This is a genomic window from Streptomyces sp. DvalAA-14, from assembly GCF_900091855.1.
GTDB lineage: Bacteria > Actinomycetota > Actinomycetes > Streptomycetales > Streptomycetaceae > Actinacidiphila.
This window is the reverse complement of sequence record NZ_FMCH01000518.1, coordinates 1-17,960: the sequence shown is the minus strand read 5'-3', so window position 1 is coordinate 17,960 and position 17,960 is coordinate 1. Positions and strand designations below refer to the sequence as shown.

Annotated in this window: 17 protein-coding genes and 1 pseudogene; 4 read left to right on the top strand and 14 right to left on the bottom strand. The window is 72.7% G+C overall.

From position 1 onward, the window contains the following. From GA0115240_RS28015 to GA0115240_RS28005, 3 genes and pseudogenes are all read right to left on the bottom strand, one after another. Positions 1-690 (bottom strand): annotated as a pseudogene (locus tag GA0115240_RS28015) (hypothetical protein); the annotation flags it as partial. 315 nt (positions 691-1,005) lie between these two features. Further along, the gene (gene cbiE / locus GA0115240_RS28010) at positions 1,006-2,232 is read right to left on the bottom strand and encodes a precorrin-6y C5,15-methyltransferase (decarboxylating) subunit CbiE (protein WP_093740917.1); all 1,227 of its coding nucleotides are present in this window, start codon (positions 2,230-2,232) and stop codon (positions 1,006-1,008) included. Positions 2,233-2,411: 179 nt separating this feature from the next. After that, complete coding sequence (locus GA0115240_RS28005; RefSeq protein WP_093740915.1) at positions 2,412-3,074, bottom strand: GNAT family N-acetyltransferase; 663 nt, start codon at positions 3,072-3,074, stop codon at positions 2,412-2,414. Between the two features lie 201 nt (positions 3,075-3,275). Here GA0115240_RS28005 and GA0115240_RS28000 point away from each other — a divergent pair, with 201 nt between their 5' ends. The 3 genes from GA0115240_RS28000 (at position 3,276) to GA0115240_RS27990 (ending at position 4,967) form a co-directional block, all read left to right on the top strand. Then, entirely contained in the window at positions 3,276-4,064 is a 789-nt protein-coding gene (locus tag GA0115240_RS28000; RefSeq protein WP_176725191.1) for a class I SAM-dependent methyltransferase, read from the top strand. Positions 4,065-4,129: 65 nt separating this feature from the next. Then, positions 4,130-4,498, top strand: a complete 369-nt coding sequence (locus tag GA0115240_RS27995) for a hypothetical protein (protein WP_093740911.1) — start codon at positions 4,130-4,132, stop codon at positions 4,496-4,498. 4 nt (positions 4,499-4,502) lie between these two features. Then, the gene (locus GA0115240_RS27990) at positions 4,503-4,967 is read left to right on the top strand and encodes a hypothetical protein (protein WP_093740925.1); all 465 of its coding nucleotides are present in this window, start codon (positions 4,503-4,505) and stop codon (positions 4,965-4,967) included. 29 nt (positions 4,968-4,996) lie between these two features. Here the strand turns inward: GA0115240_RS27990 and GA0115240_RS27985 are convergent, their stop codons facing one another. Both GA0115240_RS27985 and GA0115240_RS27980 read right to left on the bottom strand, forming a co-directional pair. Continuing rightward, entirely contained in the window at positions 4,997-5,512 is a 516-nt protein-coding gene (locus tag GA0115240_RS27985) for a GNAT family N-acetyltransferase (protein ID WP_093740909.1), read from the bottom strand. 202 nt (positions 5,513-5,714) lie between these two features. Continuing rightward, positions 5,715-6,269, bottom strand: coding sequence for a sigma-70 family RNA polymerase sigma factor (locus GA0115240_RS27980; protein WP_093740923.1), 555 nt, complete (start codon positions 6,267-6,269; stop codon positions 5,715-5,717). Between the two features lie 288 nt (positions 6,270-6,557). On the opposite strand from GA0115240_RS27980, the gene GA0115240_RS27975 reads away from it, so the two are divergent. After that, the gene (locus GA0115240_RS27975; protein WP_093740921.1) at positions 6,558-7,226 is read left to right on the top strand and encodes a lysophospholipid acyltransferase family protein; all 669 of its coding nucleotides are present in this window, start codon (positions 6,558-6,560) and stop codon (positions 7,224-7,226) included. Positions 7,227-7,374: 148 nt separating this feature from the next. Here the strand turns inward: GA0115240_RS27975 and argH are convergent, their stop codons facing one another. From argH to GA0115240_RS27930, 9 genes are all read right to left on the bottom strand, one after another. Then, on the bottom strand, positions 7,375-8,778 hold the full coding sequence (argH, locus tag GA0115240_RS27970) for an argininosuccinate lyase (protein ID WP_093740920.1): 1,404 nt from the start codon (positions 8,776-8,778) through the stop codon (positions 7,375-7,377). A gap of 74 nt (positions 8,779-8,852) precedes the next feature. After that, entirely contained in the window at positions 8,853-10,049 is a 1,197-nt protein-coding gene (locus GA0115240_RS27965) for an argininosuccinate synthase (protein WP_093740908.1), read from the bottom strand. Positions 10,050-10,247: 198 nt separating this feature from the next. Beyond that, positions 10,248-10,781: an arginine repressor gene (locus GA0115240_RS27960; RefSeq protein ID WP_093740906.1), complete on the bottom strand. Its 534-nt coding sequence runs from the start codon at positions 10,779-10,781 to the stop codon at positions 10,248-10,250. A 7-nt stretch (positions 10,782-10,788) separates the two neighbouring features. Beyond that, positions 10,789-11,994, bottom strand: a complete 1,206-nt coding sequence (locus tag GA0115240_RS27955; RefSeq protein ID WP_093740904.1) for an acetylornithine transaminase — start codon at positions 11,992-11,994, stop codon at positions 10,789-10,791. Continuing rightward, positions 11,991-12,953 carry an acetylglutamate kinase gene (argB, locus tag GA0115240_RS27950; protein ID WP_093740901.1) on the bottom strand — a complete coding sequence of 321 codons (963 nt, stop codon included), beginning with the start codon at positions 12,951-12,953 and terminating at the stop codon, positions 11,991-11,993. The genes GA0115240_RS27955 and argB overlap by 4 nt, the downstream gene beginning before the upstream one ends. After that, positions 12,950-14,104, bottom strand: a complete 1,155-nt coding sequence (gene argJ, locus GA0115240_RS27945) for a bifunctional glutamate N-acetyltransferase/amino-acid acetyltransferase ArgJ (RefSeq protein WP_093740899.1) — start codon at positions 14,102-14,104, stop codon at positions 12,950-12,952. The genes argB and argJ overlap by 4 nt, the downstream gene beginning before the upstream one ends. Then, entirely contained in the window at positions 14,101-15,129 is a 1,029-nt protein-coding gene (gene argC / locus GA0115240_RS27940; protein WP_093740897.1) for an N-acetyl-gamma-glutamyl-phosphate reductase, read from the bottom strand. The genes argJ and argC overlap by 4 nt, the downstream gene beginning before the upstream one ends. A gap of 304 nt (positions 15,130-15,433) precedes the next feature. After that, positions 15,434-16,576, bottom strand: a complete 1,143-nt coding sequence (locus GA0115240_RS27935; RefSeq protein ID WP_093740895.1) for a methyltransferase — start codon at positions 16,574-16,576, stop codon at positions 15,434-15,436. A gap of 186 nt (positions 16,577-16,762) precedes the next feature. Next, positions 16,763-17,960: glycoside hydrolase family 10 protein (locus tag GA0115240_RS27930; RefSeq protein ID WP_107407223.1), on the bottom strand; the 1,198-nt coding region annotated here is incomplete at its 5' end.

The window sequence follows — 17,960 nt, the reverse complement described above, 5'->3', positions numbered from 1 at the left end:
CGGGATGAGCGACTGCTGGGAGGCCGCCGGTCCGGTCGGCGCCGCGGGCCAGGCGCTGCCCGGTACCGGGACGGCCGGGCGGGCCGGTTCGCCGGTCTGCTGCGCGGGGATGCCGGCCGACTCGTCCGACGGCACGTCCAGGTATTCGGGGCCGGCGGCGGCCGGCCCGGGGAGGCGGACGGCGGGACCGCGGTCGGCCAGCGAGCGGACCGAGACGCCGCTGGTCGGCTGGTCCGGGATCGGCGGACCCATGTGCAGGGGGCGCCGGGGGGCGGTGGGCGGCGCGGCCGACTCCGCGAGGGGCGACTCCGCCGGCTCCGTCATCGGCGGCGGCGAGCCCGGGTCCAGGACCGACGGCGCGTCATAGCGCTGCGGCGGCACCGGCTGCGGGTCGCTCCAACTGCCCTGCGGCCCGGGCATGAGCAGGACGTCGTCCTCGTCCTCCAGCCCGGGGGCGCCCGGCGCGGCCGGGTGGTCGAGGTAGGTGTACGCGGGCGCGCCGTGCTCGTCGGCCTGCTGGGCCGGGCCGCCCGGCGGGACCGTGGCGGGGTGCGGGACGTGCGGGTCCGCTCCCCATCCGGGCTGCTGCGGTACGCCGTTGCCGGGGATGTCGGTGTGCGGCTGCTGAGCCGCCTCCCCGACCGGGTTCCCCGGTAGCCCCTCGCCGGGGATCTGACCGGTGTCCGTCATGCGTGCCCCTCGCCCATCGGTTTCGCTCCTTCCAGCCGCCGCGCCCCCAACACCCCGGCCCCCGCGAACAACAACGAGCGTGCCGGGGATGCGGCACGTCGGGGCCCGGTGTCCTGGAGCTCGACACCCCGTCAACGCACGACGACGGCACAACGATCCGTCAGCCTACCCCCCGCCGGACGGCGGCCCGCCCAGGAGTCCGTACCTCGGGACGTATCTCACACCGACCCCTCCGGTACCGCTGCGACCAGCGCAAACACGGTCAAGGGTGCCCCTGCGCACGGGGTGGGGGGCCGCGCCGCGACCCGCCGGAGGTCAGCGGCGGGTGCCGCTCAGCGCGAAGGTCACCGACCGCTCGCGCTCGGTCCACTCGCTGTCCAGTTCGACCGATTGGAGCAGCGCGCGCTCCACGTCGTAACCGCCCTCCTCCAGCGCCCGGGTGACCGCTTCGGCCTTGTCACGGGTGGCCGCCGTGGTGACGATCCGCTCGGGCCGGCGGGCCGCGCAGGCCGCGACGACCTCGGCGTCGGCGTGGCCGATGCGTATCACGTCGGGCTCGGGGAGGTCGTCGAGCACCTGGGGCGCGGTGCCGTGCACGACGTGCAGTTGTACGCCGCCGCGCCGGGCGGTCACCGTGATCCAGTCGCAGGCGTCGGCGTCGCGGTCGACGGCGATGACGGCGGCGCCGAATCGGGCCGCCTCGATGGCGATCGCGCCGTCGGCGGCGCCGATGTCCCACAGCAGGTCGCCGGTGCGCGGCCCGAGCCGGGCCAGTTGGAAGGCGCGCAGCTGGGCGGGAACATGGCCGCCGTATGCGGAGGCGGCCAGCGCCCAGCCGCGGACCGGGCCCGGGAAGCCCGGGTCGCGGCCGGCGATCCAGCCTCCCCCGGACTGCGTCGGGGGCACCCCCGGCCCGGTCACCTCGCGCGCGGACGAGGTGATGCCGCCGACGACGAGGACGACGTTGGGCTCGCGCCAGATGTGGTCGGCGACCTTGTCGGAGGTCAGCACGGTGACCTGTTCCTGCTCGGTGCCGAGGGCCTCGCAGATCACGAAGGTGCGGTGCACTCCGGTGAGCAGCAGGGCGAGTTCGGCGGGCCCGGCGCCGGGCGCGGTGAGGACCGCCACCTTGGGGTAGGCCCGGCAGACGTTGACCGCGCGGCGCAGCGTGCGGCTGGTGGCGGCGACCACCCGGGCGTCGTCCCACGGCATTCCGGCCCGGGCGAAGGCCCGGGCCACGGAGGAGACACCGGGGACGACCTCGACTTCGAGGCCGTGCTCGGGATCGCGCAGCGCGCGGACCACGCCGAAGAAGCCGGGGTCGCCGTCGGCGAGCACCACCGCGGTACCGCGGTGGGCCGCGATCCGCCGGGCGGCGATCTCGATGCTGCCGAGCACGATCTGCTCGGCGCCCTTCGGGACATACGGGAGGGCAAGGTGGTAGCGGGTGCCGGCCACCAGCGTGGCGGCGCCGAGCGCGGCCTTGGCGGCTTCGGACGGGGGTGAGCCGTCCCAACCGATCACGGTGACCCGGTCGGCCATCGTCTCTGCCCCTTCATGGCGGTGCGGACCGCTGCGGATCGCGGCGGTCCCGGCGGATCGGTCTGCTCGGCGCGCTCTCCGGTGCGGGAGGACACGTCGGATCGGCGCGGTGAGAAGTGCGGAACACCTTCCCGGGGTGAGAACCCTAACCCGGAGCGCCCCAGGTCGGGGCGGCGCGGTCAGTGCCAGTCCGCGTAAGCGCTGTAGTCCGGGTAGTTGTGGTAGGCGTCGCCGTCGGACCGCTGCCCGGAATGGTCGTCGAGGTCCTCGGGAAGCAGGCTCCAGACCAGCAGATCGGTGCGGGTCTCGGCCCATTCGCCGCCCTCCGCCTGCGTGCGGACCAGTCCGGCGCCGCGCAGCACGCCCTCGCTGACGCAGCCGATTTTCTGGGCGACCTGCTGGGAGGCGGTGTTGTCCGCGGCGGTGCGCAGTTCGACCCGGGCGAAGCCCTGTTCCTCGAACAGCCAGCGGCAGACGCCGAGCACCGCTTCGCAGGCGTACCCCTCGCCGCGGGCCCAGACGGCGGTCAGATAACCGATCTCGGTGGCGCGGATCCGCCAGTCGGTCCGCTGCAGGGTGACGGTGCCGACCAGCCGCTGGGTGAGGAATTCGGTGACGGCCAGGACCAGGCCGCGGCCCTCGGTACGCTCTGCGGGGGCGGCCCGGGCGACGAACTCGCGGGCGTCCTTCTCGGAGTAGGGGTGCGGGACGCCGGTCCAGGCGGTGATCAGCTCGTCGTCCATCATCTCCGTGAGGGAGGGGACGTCGGCTTCGTCGTACGCGCGCAGCGCCAGCCGCTCCGTGGAGATGGAGATGTCCGGGAAGGCCGGTGCTGAGGTCATTCGCTGCTCCGTAACCAGGGGCATGGGTGGATTGCACAGCTGTGAACTGAACAGCATGCAGCATCAGGCACGGCGTCCCCCGGGCAGGGTGGTGGCGGCGCTGCCGGGGGCCGCGGCGGCGAACGCCCTTTCAGAGTAGGCCGGATGCCGGTCAGGACGGGTATCCGTGGACGTCATCCGATCCTGCTACCGTCAGCCCGCGTGACAGTGCACCACGCAGCAGGAGTCGGCTATCAGCGGGCCGCGGGGGTCTACGAGCGCTCCCGACCCTCCTATCCGCTGGCGGCGCTCGCGGCGCTGGCCGACGCGCTGCCCCTGGAGTCGGGCCGGACCGTGGTCGATCTTGGTGCCGGCACCGGCAAATTCACCCGCCTGCTGGCGCTGACGGGCGCCGAGGTACTGGCGGTGGAGCCGGTCCGGGAGATGCGCGAGCAGATCGCCGAGCTGCTGCCGGGGGTGGCGGTCACCGGCGGTACGGCCGAGGCGACCGGGCTGCCGGACGGCTGCGCGGACGCGGTGGTGGCGGCGCAGGCCTGGCACTGGTTCCAGGAGGGCGAGGCGCTGGCCGAGGTGGAGCGGCTGCTGCGGCCGGGCGGCGCGCTGGCGCTGGTGTGGAACACCTACGACACCTCGGTGCCGTGGATGCGGGACTTCCAGGACATCTACTTCCGGCTGGCGCCGCGCGATCTGCCCAGCCCGCCGCTGGCGTCCGGCCTCGGCGACCCCGGGAACTGGCGCGATGCCTTCGCGGCCCGCGCGGGCTGGGGCGCCATCAAGGAGCGGCACTGGCCCAATCCCTACACGACGACGGTCGCCGACGTGGTGGAGCGGATGATGTCGTCCAGCCACATCGCCGTGCTGGACGCCCCCGCGCAGGCCCGGGTGCGGTCCGAGGTGGAGTCGGTGCTGGGCGCCTACGACGCGACCCGGAGCCCCGGGGCGATCGAGATGCCGTACACCACGGATGTCTACTGGCTGCGCCACGGCTGAGGCGGCGGGCGGGCCGGAACGGGGGCGGGGACAGGGGCCCGCACCGACCGTAATAAAGTCGTCCCATGCTCGACGCGGTCGTCATCACGGTCACCGTCACGGCGCTGCTGCTCGCGGCGTGGTGCGGTTTCGCGGCGTACCGTGACTCGCCGACGAAGGACTGGCATTTCGCCGGCATGGCCGTGGTGTCGCTGATCGCCCTGGTCCAGCTGGTGATCTCGGTGGTGCAGCTGGCCGGCGGCGAGCGGCCGGCGCAGGGGCTGGCGGTCTTCCTCGCCTACCAGATCGGCGCGGCCTGCACGATTCCGGCGGCGGGCTTCATGTCCCTTGCCGAGCGCACCCGTTGGGGCTCGGCGATCGTCGCGGCCGGCGGCATCATCCTGGCCGTGCTGGAACTGCGGCTGCACGAGATCTGGGGTAACGGACATGGCTGAGGACATGACACGACCGACCGAGCCTGCGGAGACCGAGGCGGCGGGGCCCGCGAACCGCATCGGCACCGGGCCGGGGCGGCTGCTGCTCTCGCTCTACGCGGTGTTCACCGTCGCCGCGCTGTCCCGCTCGATCGTCCAGCTCAGCACCAAATACCACGAGGCGCCGCTGGCGTACGCGCTGTCCGGCGTGGCCGGAGTGGTCTACGCGGTGATCACCCTGGCCCTGTGGCGCGGCGGCGAGTCGGCCCGCAAGGTGGCGCTGGTCTGCTGCTCGGCCGAGCTGATCGGGGTGCTCGCGGTCGGCGTCGCGACGATAGTGGACTCCTCGGCCTTCCCGGACGCGACGGTCTGGTCGGACTTCGGGATCGGCTACGTCTTCCTGCCGCTGGCGCTTCCGGTGGCCGGTCTGCTGTGGCTGCGCCGGGCCGCTCGTGAGGCGGGGGCACAACCGCAGCAGACCGGTCACTGAGCCGGACCGCGCGTTCGGCGGCGAACGCCTCAGGCGGTGGCCGCGAAGGACGGGGCCGGGTCGCTCTGCGCGGACTTCTCCATGTGCACCAGGCTCAGCCGGCGGCTGACCGGCTCGGCGGCGCCCACCTGCTCGTAGCCGAGCTTGCGGTACATCCGCAGATTGACCTGGCTGCGGTGGCCGGTGAACAGCCGGTACCGCTTGGCCTCCGCCTCCGCCGCGAGCCGTCCTTCGAGAGCGGCCAGCAGCCGTCCGCCGAGGCCGTGCCGCTGCAGGCGCGGGTGCACGATCAGCTTGCCGATACGGGCGGTGCCGTCGTCGTCCACCGCGCCGCGCACCGAGCCGACCACCTCCTGGCCGAGCCGCGCCACCAGGACCACGCCCTGGGCGAGTTCGGCCCGCAGTTCGTCGAGGGTCTGGGTGAGCGGCTCTATGGCGTAGTCGCCGTAGAGCTCCGCTTCGCCCTGGTAACAAAGGTATTGGAGTTTCAGGATCTTCTCGGCGTCGCTGTCCTCCGCCGTAGAGATGGTCACGCTCATGCCCATGCGCGCAGGCCTCCCCTTCGAATCCGTCCGGGCAGTTGCGGGTGTGGTGTGCCCGGGACGTGTGTGTGAGCGGAGTTGGTGCGGGTATGCGCCGCCTCCGTGGCGCCGATGATCGCACAAACTCTCCTGGCGGGCAGCGCAGATGTGCTACTCGTCTCAGTCTCGTCCGCGCGGGCCAAAGGTGCCCACCGCCGCTGAGTGTTTACCGTGCATTACCCCGTCTCACCGGGGATCCAACCCTCGAATTCAGGATCGACCGAAGACAGCCGAGGCAGCGTGAGCGCAGCGGGCCCAGGCTGCCTTGTGAGATACCCAACTCGCGGGCGATTTCGGCGTACGTGGGATCGGCGCGGTTCATCAGCGCCGCGACGATCTGCGGGCAGCGTCCGGGCAGCAGTCGCACCGCGGCCAGCACCGCGCGCTGCCGCTCGGCGGCCAGTACGTGGTCCTCGACGTTCCCGGTCGCCGCGGCGCCGTCGCCCGGGTCGGACGGGCCGGCGTCGGGGGCCCCGCAGGGCCGCTCGCGGCGGATGCGCCGGGCCGCCGCGCGCGCCTCGTCGCGTACCGCGCCGCGCACCCAGTGGCCGGGCTCGGCGGGCGGACCGTCCAGCTCCAGCAGCCTGAGCCAGACCGCTTGTTCCAGGTCGGCGGCCTCGATGCCGGCCCCCGGCGGGGCCTCCGCTGCGGCCTCCGCGGTGAGCAGCGGTCCGAGCCGGGCGTACGGGGTAGGGGTCGCGGGTCGCGGGGCGCCACAGATTCCATGGGGATCTGCATATCCGGCCTCCCCCGGCGGCCGCTGCGGCCGGCGGCCCGGCGCGGCCGGTTTCACCTCATGGTGTGGTCCGTCCCGCGCCGGATCGCCGGTCCGCGGGCGTCCGGGCGCTGTCAACAGGAGGTAGCCATCGGGTGAACCCGACGTGCGCGGGCGCCGAGTGCGGAAGTATCGTCCTCGGGTACGGGCCGGTAGCCTCACGCGGCGGCGGCCCCTGCTCCTGTCGGCCGTGACTGTGCCTGTGACCTACCGGAGGGTCCGTTGTTCTCCCGCCTGTCCCGCAGCGTGCTCAAGGCGATCCTGCTGGTACTGATGCGCGTCCTGTACCGCCCCGCGGTCGAGGGCGTGGCGCGGATCCCCGGCGACGGACCGGTGATCCTGGCCGGAAATCACGTGACCTTCATCGACTCGCTGTTCTTGTCACTGGTGGTGCGGCGCCAGGTGTACTTCATCGGCAAGGACGAGTACGTCACCGGCAAGGGCGTCAAGGGCCGGCTGATGGCCTGGTTCTTCACCACCTGCGGCATGATCCCGGTGGACCGGGACGGCGGGCACGGCGGGGTCGCGGCGCTGATGACGGGCCGCCGGGTGCTGGACGAGGGCAGGATCTTCGGCATCTACCCCGAGGGCACCCGCTCCCCCGACGGCCGGCTCTACCGCGGCCGCACCGGCATCGCCCGCCTGGCGCTGATGACCGGCGCCCCGGTGGTCCCGTTCGCGATGATCGGCACCGACAAGGTGCAGCCCGGCGGCAGCGGCATGCTCCGGATCGCCCCGGTCACCATCCGCTTCGGCGCCCCGCTGGATTTCGCCCGCTACGAGGGCATGGACCGCGACCGCTATGTGCTGCGCGCGGTGACCGACGAGGTGATGAGCCGGGTGATGCACCTGTCCGGCCAGGAGTACGTCGACATCTACGCGACCAAGATGAAGGCCGCCTGAGCCGCCTGAGCCGCCTGAGCCGTCCGAACCGCCCGGGCGGCCCTGGCCGCCCGGAAGCGATCACTGGGGGACGGCGCTCGTGCGCCGTCCCCTCCGCGTCGGGCCGCCCCGCGGCGGGCCGGGCCTGACGGGCCGGGCCTGAGACGGGCTACTCGTCCTTGGCGTGCGCCCACCGCTGCTGCTCGGCCACGTCGGCCCTGAGCTCGGTCAGCTGCCGGGCGACGGCACTCGGCGCGGTGCCGCCGCGGGCGCTTCGCGACGCCAGCGAGCCGGGCACATCGAGCACCGTCCGCACCTCGGGCGTCAGGTGCGGCGAGATCTTGGCGAACTGCTCGTCGGTCAGCTCGTCGAGGCCGATGTCCTCGGCTTCGCAGACCTTGACGCACTCCCCCGCCACCTCGTGCGCGACCCGGAACGGCACCCCTTGCCGGACCAGCCACTCGGCGATGTCGGTGGCCAGCGAGAAGCCGGCCGGGGCCAGTTGCTCCAGCCGCTCCCGGTGCACGGTCAGCGTGGCCATCATCCCGGTGAACGCCGGCAGCAGCACCTCCAGTTGGTCGCAGGAGTCGAAGACCGGCTCCTTGTCCTCCTGGAGGTCCCGGTTGTACGCCAGCGGCAGCGCCTTGAGGGTCGCCATCAGTCCGGTGAGGTTGCCGATCAGCCGCCCGGACTTGCCGCGGGCCAGCTCGGCGATGTCCGGGTTCTTCTTCTGCGGCATGATCGAGGAGCCGGTGGAGAAGGCGTCGTGCAGGGTCACGAAGGAGAATTCCTTCGTGTTCCAGATAATGACCTCTTCGGCGATCCGGGACAGATTGACGCCGATCATGGCCGTGATGAAGGCGAATTCGGCGGCGAAGTCGCGCGAGGCGGTGCCGTCGATGGAGTTGCCGACGCTGCCGCCCTCGAAGCCGAGGTCGCGGGCGACCGCCTCCGGGTCCAGGCCGAGCGAGGAGCCGGCCAGCGCGCCCGATCCGTAGGGCGACACGGCGGTCCGCTCGTCCCACTGCCGCAGCCGCTCCCCGTCCCGGGACAGGGCCTGGACATGCGCGAGCATGTGGTGGGCGAACAGCACCGGCTGGGCGTGCTGGAGGTGGGTGCGGCCGGGCATCGCCAGCTCCGGGTGGGCCTCGGCCAGGCCGATCAGCGCCTCCTGGAGGTCGGCGATCAGTCCGCCGATGATCCGCGCGTGGTCGCGCAGGTACATCCGGAACAGGGTGGCGACCTGGTCGTTGCGGGACCGGCCGGCCCGCAGCTTGCCCCCGAGGTCGGGCCCGAGGCGCTCCACCAGGCCGCGCTCCAGTGCGGTGTGCACGTCCTCGTCCGCGACGGTGCCGGTGAACCCGCCCTCGGCCACGGCTGTTTCGAGCGCGTCGAGCCCGGCGGTCATCCGGGCGAGTTCGTCCGCGGTGAGCAGTCCCGCCCGGTGCAGCACCCGGGCGTGCGCCCGCGAGCCGGCGATGTCGTAGGGCGCGAGCCGGAAGTCGAAGTGCACCGAGGCGGAGAGCTTCTCCAGCGCGGCGGACGGCCCGTCGGCGAACCGTCCGCCCCACAGCTTGCCCCCACCGGTGTCCTTGCCGGTGTCCTGACCGCTGTGGTGGCCGGTCTCCTTGCTGCCCTGGCCGTTCGTCACTGCGCCAGGTCCCGCTTGGCGGCGATCTTCGAGGACATGCCGAAGATCTCGATGAAGCCCTTGGACAGCGACTGGTCGAAGGTGTCGCCGGTGTCGTAGGTGGCCAGGTTGAAGTCGTAGAGCGAGGTGGCGGACTTCCGGCCGTTGACGACCGCCCGGCCGCCGTGCAGCACCATCCGGACCTCGCCGGTGACGTACTCGTTGGCCTCGTCGATGAAGCCGTCCAGCGCCCGCTTGAGCGGCGAGAACCACAGGCCGTCGTAGACCAGTTCGCCCCAGCGCTGCTCGACCTGCCGCTTGTAGCGGGCCAGTTCGCGCTCGACGGTGACGTTCTCCAGCTCCTGGTGGGCGGTGATCAGCGCGATCGCGCCCGGGGCCTCGTAGATCTCCCGGGACTTGATGCCGACCAGCCGGTCCTCGACCATGTCGATCCGGCCGATGCCCTGGGCGCCGGCCCGCTTGTTGAGCTGCTGGATGGCTTCGAGCACGGTGACCGGCCGGCCGTCGACGGCGACCGGGACGCCCTTGCGGAAGGCGATGACCACCTCGTCGGCGTCCCGGGGCGTGGCCGGGTTCTCGGTGTACTCGTAGACGTCCTCGATCGGCGCGTTCCAGATGTCCTCCAGGAAGCCGGTCTCGACGGCCCGCCCGAAGACGTTCTGGTCGATGGAGTACGGCGACTTCTTGGTGGTGGCGATGGGGAGGTTCTTCTCCTCGCAGAACGCGATCGCCTTGTCCCGGGTCATGGCGTAGTCGCGGACCGGGGCGATGCAGTGCAGGTCGGGCGCCAGCGAGGAGATGCCCGCCTCGAACCGGACCTGGTCGTTGCCCTTGCCGGTGCAGCCGTGGGCGACCGTGTCGGCGCCGTGCTTGCGTGCCGCGGCCACCAGGTGCTTGACGATGACCGGCCGGGACAGCGCGGAGACCAGCGGATAGCGGTCCATGTACAGGGCGTTGGCCTTGAGCGCCGGCAGGCAGTACTCGTCGGCGAACTCGGTCCTGGCGTCGGCCACTTCGGCTTCGACAGCACCGCAGGCGAGCGCGCGCTTGCGGATGACGTCCAGGTCCTCGCCGCCCTGGCCGACATCGACCGCGACGGCGATGACGTCGGCGCCGGTCTCCTCGGCGATCCAGCCGATGGCGACGGAGGTGTCCAGGCCGCCGGAATAGGCGAGTACGACGCGCTCGGTCACGAGTCTCTCCTTACGATGCATACGCTGACTGGTATAAGTATGCACTCCACCGCATGCTTCGTCAACGCGGCAGGTCAGCGTGGCGGCACGGCGGGAACGAGAGGTGACGAGGGGCGCGCCGGAAGGCGGAGACAGCGGGGTCCGGTGGCGTACGGGCCCGCTACCGGCAGGACGGCCGGGCCGCAGCCCGGCGCCCGCCTATGCCTCGCCCTGGGCCAGGCGCAGCAGATGGTCGGCGAGCTTCTGACCGCCGGTGGGGTCGCGGCTGATCAGCACCACCGTGTCGTCGCCGGCGATGGTGCCGAGGATGTCGTACACCTCGGCCTGGTCGATCGAGGAGGCCAGGAACTGGGCGGCGCCGGGCGGGGTGCGGACCACCACCAGATTGGCGGACGCCTCGGCGGAGATGAGCAGCTCGGCCGCCAGCCGCCGCATCCGCTCCTCCTTGACCGATTCGCCGAGCGGCGCCTGCGGGGTGCGGAAGCCGCCCTCGGAGGGGACCGCGTAGATGAGCTCGCCGTCGTTGGTACGGATCTTCACCGCGCCGAGTTCGTCGAGGTCGCGGCTGAGCGTCGCCTGGGTGACGCTCAGCCCGTCGTCGGCGAGGAGCTTGGCCAGCTGGCTCTGCGACCGCACCGGCTGCCGGCCCAGGATGTCCACGATCCTGCGGTGCCGGGCCGTGCGGGTCTGCGGTACGGCTTGGCCGTTGCCGTGCGCGGTGGCTTCGCTCATCGTCGCGTCATTCTCCGTTGCTTCGCTCCCGGGCGGCCCGGTGCACCTGGTCGAGGACGCCGGGCAGGGTCCGGAGGAACACGTCCGTCTCGGTGTCGCCGACGATCAGCGGCGGCGCGAGCCGCACCGTGTCGGGGACGGCCGCGTTCACCAGCAGTCCGGCGTCCTGAGCCGCCTGCTGGACCTGCGCGGACAGCGGCTCGGTGAGCACGATACCGATCAGCAGGCCGGAACCGCGCACATGATCGACCAGCGGGTGTCGCAGCGCCTCGATGCCCTTGATCAGCTTCTCGCCCTGCCGCTTGACGTTGTCGAGGATGCCGTCGGCCGCGATGGTGTCGAGCACGGCGAGCCCGGCCGCGCAGGAGACCGGGTTGCCGCCGAAGGTGGTGCCGTGCGCGCCCGGGGTGAGCAGTTCGGCGGCCGCCCCGAAGGCGATGGTGGCGCCCAGCGGCAGACCGCCGCCGAGGCCCTTGGCGAGGGTGACCACATCGGCGCGAACGCCTTCGGCCTGGCAGGCGAACCAGTGCCCGGTCCGGCCGACGCCGGTCTGCACCTCGTCCAGCACCAGCAGCGTGCCGGTGGCGGCGGTGATCTCCCGGGCCGCCCGCAGGTAGCCCGCGGGGGGCACCACCACCCCGTTCTCACCCTGGATCGGCTCCAGGACGACCAGCGCGGTGTCGGTACCGACCGCCGCCCGCAGCGCCTCGGTGTCGCCGAAGGGCACATGGGTGACGTCGCCGGGCAGCGGCTGGAAGGCGTCACGTTTCTTCGGCTGGCCGGTGAGGGCGAGGGCGCCCATGGTGCGGCCGTGGAAGGCGCCGTCGGTGGCGACCATGTGGCGGCGGCCGGTCAGCCGGCCGATCTTGAAGGCGGCCTCGTTGGCCTCGGCGCCGGAGTTGGCGAAGAAGACCCGGCCGGGGCGGCCGGACAGCTGGAGCAGCCGCTCGGCCAGGGCGATCGGCGGTTCGGCGATGAAGAGGTTGGAGACATGGCCGAGGGAGGCGACCTGGCGGGACACCGCTTCGACCACGGCCGGGTGCGCGGTGCCGAGGGCGTTGACGGCGAGGCCGCCGAGGAAGTCGTAGTAGACCTTCCCGTCGGCGTCCCAGAACCTGGCGCCCTCGCCGCGGACCAGCGGCAGCCGCGGCAGCCCGTAGTTGTCCATCAGCGAGCCCTGCCAGCGCCGTGCCAGCTCCTCGTTGCCGGTCACCGGTCTCCTCCTTGTTCTGCGGGCGTTCCCGCTGCTGCCGCGGACACCGCGGGCGCCGCGGCGGCGGGTTCTTCCGGGTCCGGCACCACCATGGTGCCGATCCCCTCGTCGGTGAAGATCTCCAGCAGGATGGCGTGCTGCACGCGGCCGTCGATGACGCGGGCGGTGTGCACGCCGTTGCGGACCGCGTGCAGGCAGCCCTCCATCTTGGGGACCATGCCGCTGGACAGGTCGGGCAGCAGCTTCTCCAGTTCGGAGGCGGTGAGCCGGCTGATCACCTCGTCGCTGTTCGGCCAGTCCTCGTACAAGCCCTCCACGTCGGTGAGCACCATCAGCGTCTCGGCGCCGAGCGCGGCGGCCAGCGCGGCGGCCGCGGTGTCGGCGTTGACGTTGTAGACGTGGCCGTCGTCGGAGGCGCGGGCGATGGAGGAGACGACCGGGATGCGGCCGTCGCCCAGCAGCGCCTCGATGGCCCCGGTGTCGATCGCGGTGATCTCGCCGACCCGGCCGATGTCCACCAGCTCGCCGTCGATGCGCGGGTAGTGCTTGACGGCGGTGATGGTGTGCGCGTCCTCACCGGTCATACCGACGGCCAGCGGGCCGTGCTGGTTGAGCAGATTGACCAGTTCGCGCTGCACCTGACCGGCCAGCACCATCCGGACCACATCCATCGCCTCGGGGGTGGTGACCCGCAGTCCGGCCTTGAACTCGCTGACCAGGCCGTGCAGTTCGAGCTGGGCCTTGATCTGCGGGCCGCCGCCGTGCACCACCACCGGCCGCAGTCCGGCGTGCCGCAGGAAGACCACGTCCTGGGCGAAGGCCGCTTTCAACTCCTCGTCCACCATGGCGTTTCCGCCGAACTTGATGACAACGGTCCTGCCGTGGTGGCGGGTCAGCCAGGGCAGTGCCTCGATGAGGGTGCGGGCCTTGGGCAGCGCGGTGTGCTTGCGGGGGCTCATGAGCTGTACGCGCTGTTCTCGTGCACGTAGTCGGCGGTGAGGTCGTTGGTCCAGATGACCGCGGTCGCGTCGCCCGCCGCGAGGTCCGCGGTGATGACGACCTCGCGGAAGCGCATGTCCACCCGTTCGCGGTCCTCGCCGACCGAGCCGTCCCGGCAGACCCACACGCCGTTGATGGCGACGGCCAGTCGATCGGGTTCGAAAGCCGCCTCGGTGGTGCCGATCGCGGACAGCACCCGGCCCCAGTTGGGGTCCTCGCCGTGGATAGCGCACTTGAGGAGGTTGTTGCGGGCGATGCTCCGGCCGACCTCCACCGCGTCCTGTTCGGTGGCGGCGTGCACGACCTCGATCCTGATGTCCTTGCTGGCGCCCTCGGCGTCACCGATCAGCTGCCGCGCCAGGTCGTCACAGACGGTACGCACCGCATCCGCGAACTCGCCGTATTCGGGGGCGATGTCGGAGGCACCGGAGGCGAGCAGCAGCACGGTGTCGTTGGTGGACATGCAGCCGTCGGAGTCGATCCGGTCGAAAGTCTGCCGGGTGGCGTCGCGCAGCGCCATGTCCAGGGCGCCGGCGTCGAGGTCGGCGTCGGTGGTGAGCACGACGAGCATGGTGGCCAGGCCCGGCGCGAGCATGCCGGCGCCCTTGGCCATGCCGCCGACCGACCATCCCGCCGGGCTGGTCACCACGGCCGTCTTGTGCACGGTGTCGGTGGTCCGGATGGCGATGGCGGCCTTCTCGCCGCCGTGCTCGGACAGTTCGGCGGCGGCCAGCGCGACGCCGGGCAGCAGCTTGTCCATCGGCAGCAGGGTGCCGATCAACCCGGTGGAGGCGACGGCGATCTCGCCGGCGCTGTGCCCGAGCACCTCGGCGGCCTTCTCGGCGGTGGCGTGGGTGTCCTGGAAGCCCCGGGCGCCCGTGCAGGCGTTGGCGCCGCCGGAGTTGAGGACCACGGCGGTCACCTCGCCGCCCTTGAGCACCTGTTGCGACCACAGGACGGGCGCGGCCTTCACCCGGTTGGAGGTGAACACGCCGGCTGCGGCGCGGCGCGGGCCGGTGTTGACCACCAGGGCCACATCGAGGCCGCCGCTCTCCTTGATCCCGGCGGCGACGCCCGCCGCCGAGAAGCCCTTGGCTGCGGTCACGGTCATGGAGCGACTCCGATCGTGGAAAGTCCCGTCGCCTCCGGCAGCCCGAGGGCGATGTTCATGCTCTGCACCGCGCCGCCCGCGGTGCCCTTGGTCAGGTTGTCGATCGCGCTGATGACGATCACGCGTCCCGCGAACTCGTCATGGGCCACCTGGAGTTGCGTGGCGTTGGAGCCGTGCACGGCGGCGGTGGCCGGCCACTGGCCGACCGGCAGCAGGTGCACGAAGGGCTCGTCGGCGTAGGCCTTGTCGTAGACGTCGCGCAGGTCGCCGGCGGTGACGCCCGGCTTGGCCTTGGCGGTGCAGGTGGCCAGGATGCCGCGGGACATGGGGGCGAGGGTCGGGGTGAAGGAGACGTTCACCGGGCGGCCGGCCGCCGCGCTGAGGTTCTGGATCATCTCGGGGGTGTGCCGGTGGCCGCCGCCCACGCCGTAGGGGCTCATCGAGCCCATCACCTCGGAGCCGAGCAGGTGCGGCTTGGGGGACTTGCCGGCGCCGGAGGTGCCGGACGCGGCGATGATCACGGCCTCCGCCTCGACCAGGTCGGCGGCGTAGGCCGGGGCCAGGGCGAGCGAGACGGCGGTGGGGTAGCAGCCGGGGACCGCGATGCGCTTGGACCCCTCCAGCGCGGCGCGGCCGCCCGGCAGCTCGGGCAGCCCGTACGGCCAACTGCCCGCGTGCGGCGACCCGTAGAAACGCTCCCAGTCCGCCGGGTCCTTCAACCGGAAGTCGGCGCCCATGTCCACCACCAGGACGTCCGCGCCGAGTTGCTCGGCGACCGCGGCGGACTGCCCGTGCGGCAGGGCGAGGAAGACCACGTCGTGCCCGCTGAGCGCCTCGGCGGTGGTCGGCGCCAGCACCCGGCCGGCCAGCGGCAGCAGGTGCGGCTGCAGCGCGCCGAGCAGCTGCCCGGCATTGGCATTCCCGGTCACCGCGCCGATCTCCACCTCGGGGTGTCCGAGAAGCAGCCGGAGCGCTTCCCCTCCGGCATATCCACTGGCCCCGGCCACCGCCACCCGCACTGCCATCGGTCCGCTCCTCCACGCTCGACAGCATGACTATACGGCGAGCTGCACTTTTATGCAAAGGTGCGTGCGAGATCTCGCGGGCAGCGGTGATCACCGCGGATCGGATCGGCGACCGGCGCCGGGATTCCGGCCGGTCGCCGTGGTCTGCCCGGGGGACGCGGGCGCGCGCCCCCTGACACTGCCGGGCTTCGGCGGCCAGCGGTGAAACCCCGGCCGACCAGGGGGTTTCCGCCGGTGGGCCACCGGTTCGCCGCCGACGGGCAGCTGCGGGCCGTCGTGGATCGCCGTGGAAGATCCTTGCCGGTCAGGCCTTGACGGCGCGCAGGACCACGAACTTCGGGTCGGCGGCGACGACTTCGCAGTTGCCGAACAGGCGCCGCAGCCGCAGGTGGTAGCCCAGGTGGCGGTTCCCGATCACCCACAGTTCGCCGCCCGGGCGGAGCGCGGCGCGGGCCGAGGCGAACATGTGCCGGGCGCCGGAGTCGGTGGTGGCGCGGTGGGAGTGGAACGGCGGGTTGTTCAGGACCAGGTCGGCGCTGTCCGGCGCGATCGTGGTCAGGGCGTCGGCGACCAGGAACTCGGCCTTGGTGGCCGGGTCGGCGTTGGCACGGAAGGTGGCCTCGGCGGACGCCACCGCCTGGTGGGACTCGTCCACGAAGAGCACGTCGGAGGCGGGGTTGGCCAGCGCCGCCGCCGTACCGACGACACCGTTGCCGCAGCCGAGGTCGATCACCCGGTCCGGGCCGCTGCGGGCGGGCAGGTGCTGGAGCAGGAAGCGGGTGCCGATGTCGAGCCGGTCGGCGCAGAAGACCCCGGCGTGGTTGGTGACGGTGCGGCCGGAGACCGGGCCGACGCCGTCCGGCAGCGCGTACCGCAGCGGCCACGGGTTCGGGCCGGGATCCGGCGCCTCGGCGGCCGGCGTGCAGAGGATCAGCCGCGCCTTGCGGACCGCCAGCGATGTACGGGTCGGGCCGAGGATCCGCTCGAAGAGCCGCAGCGTGGAGGTGTGGATCTCGCTGACCATCCCGGTGCCGATGACCACGGTCCCCGGGTGGACGGCCGGCGCCAGCCGGCGCAGCTGGTCCTCCAGCAGGGCGAGGCTCTTCGGCACCCGGACCAGCAGGACGTCGATCCGCTCCGGCGGGGTGTCCTGGGTGGACAGCAGCCGCACCCGCGCGTCCGGGGCGTTGCGCCGCAGATTCGCCCGGGTCGCCTGCTGGCCCAGGAAGGAGTCCGAGATCTGGGTGGGCCGCCAGGCTGCCAGCCCGGTCGTCAGGGCCCCCCACCGGTCGCCGACCACCACGACCTCGCCGGCCGTCCCGCCCTGCTCCGCGAGGTGCCGCAGCAGGTACTCGTCCGCGGCGTCCCACGCCCGCAGCTGCTCGCGCGGCTCGGCGGGGAATCGGGTCAGTTCGAGGTCGCCCCAGGGCGTGGTGAATCGGTGCATCGTACGGTCAGCCTACGGCCTGCGGCCGGGCGGAACGCCCGCTCGCCCACCGGGCCGCCGGCCGGCGGCCGGGCCGGGACCGGCAGCGGGGCCCGGAGGCATGTCCCGCCCCCGGGGGCTGATGATGCCGCGCGGCGGTCGATCCGGCGATGAGCGGTGCCTGCCGGGTCTGGAGCGAGAGCACGGTCACGGCGTGCGGACCCGGGTCGGGTAGTGGTCCGCGACGACCCGGCTCATCGCGCCCAGCGGATCGGCCGCGACCTGGGTGGCGGAGTAGAAGACGTTGCCGCGCACCTGGGGGTGGCCGGCGTCGAAGGTGAGATGGCGGGAGAGCTCGGCGGGGTCCTGCCAGGCGGCCGGCTGGCCGGCGGCGCCGACCTTGTACACAGCCTCGCCGATGTAGAGCCGCACTCGGGTGCCGGCAACCACGTCGGACCACCAGGGAATGAGGACGGCGTAGTCGGCGGCGGCGAAGCCGAGGTTCCAGTAGACCTGCGGCGCGATGTAGTCGATCCACTCCTTGCGGACCCAGCCGCGGGTGTCCGCGTGCAGGTCGTCGTAGGTCTGCACGCCGGCGGTGGTGGCCGAGCCGAGCGGGTCGGTGGCCGCGTTGCGCCAGACGCCGAACGGGCTGATGCCGAAGCGGGTGCCCGGCCTGATCCGCCGGATTCGGGCGGCGGTCTCGCGCACCAGCAGGTCGGTGTTGTGCCGGCGCCACGCGTCGCGGTCGGGGAAGCCGGCGCCGTAGCGGGCCCAGGCGTCATCGTCCGGGAAGGACAGTCCGGCCACCGGGTACGGGTAGAAGTAGTCGTCCCAGTGCACCGCGTCGATCGGGTAGCGGCGGACCGCGTCCAGCATCGCGTCCTCGACGAAGCGGCGGACCTCGGGCAGGCCCGGGTTGTAGTACAGCTTGCCGCCGAAGGGCACGGCCCAGTCCGGGTGCAGCCGCGCCGGGTGGGTGGGCGCGAGAGCGCCGGAGTCGTCGGTCAGCGCCACCCGGTAGGGGTTGAACCAGGCGTGCAGTTCCAGGCCGCGCCGGTGCGCCTCGTGGACCGCCGTGCCCAGCGGGTCCCAGCCGGGGTCACGGCCCTGAGTGCCCGTCAGGTACTGCGACCAGGGCTCGTAGGGCGACGGCCAGAAGGCGTCCGCGGTGGGCCGGACCTGGAACATCACCGCGTTCAGCCGGCGTTCGACGGCGACGTCGAGCAGATCGAGCAGCTCCCGGCGCTGCTCGGCGGGCGAAAGGCCGGGCGCGGACGGCCAGTCGGTGTTGGCGACGGAGGCGATCCACATGCCGCGCATCTCGCGCTGGGCGGTGGGGTGGCGGGGCGGGTGGCCCGGGCCGCCACCCCGCCGGCCGCCGCCCGGGTCGTGCGCCCGGTTC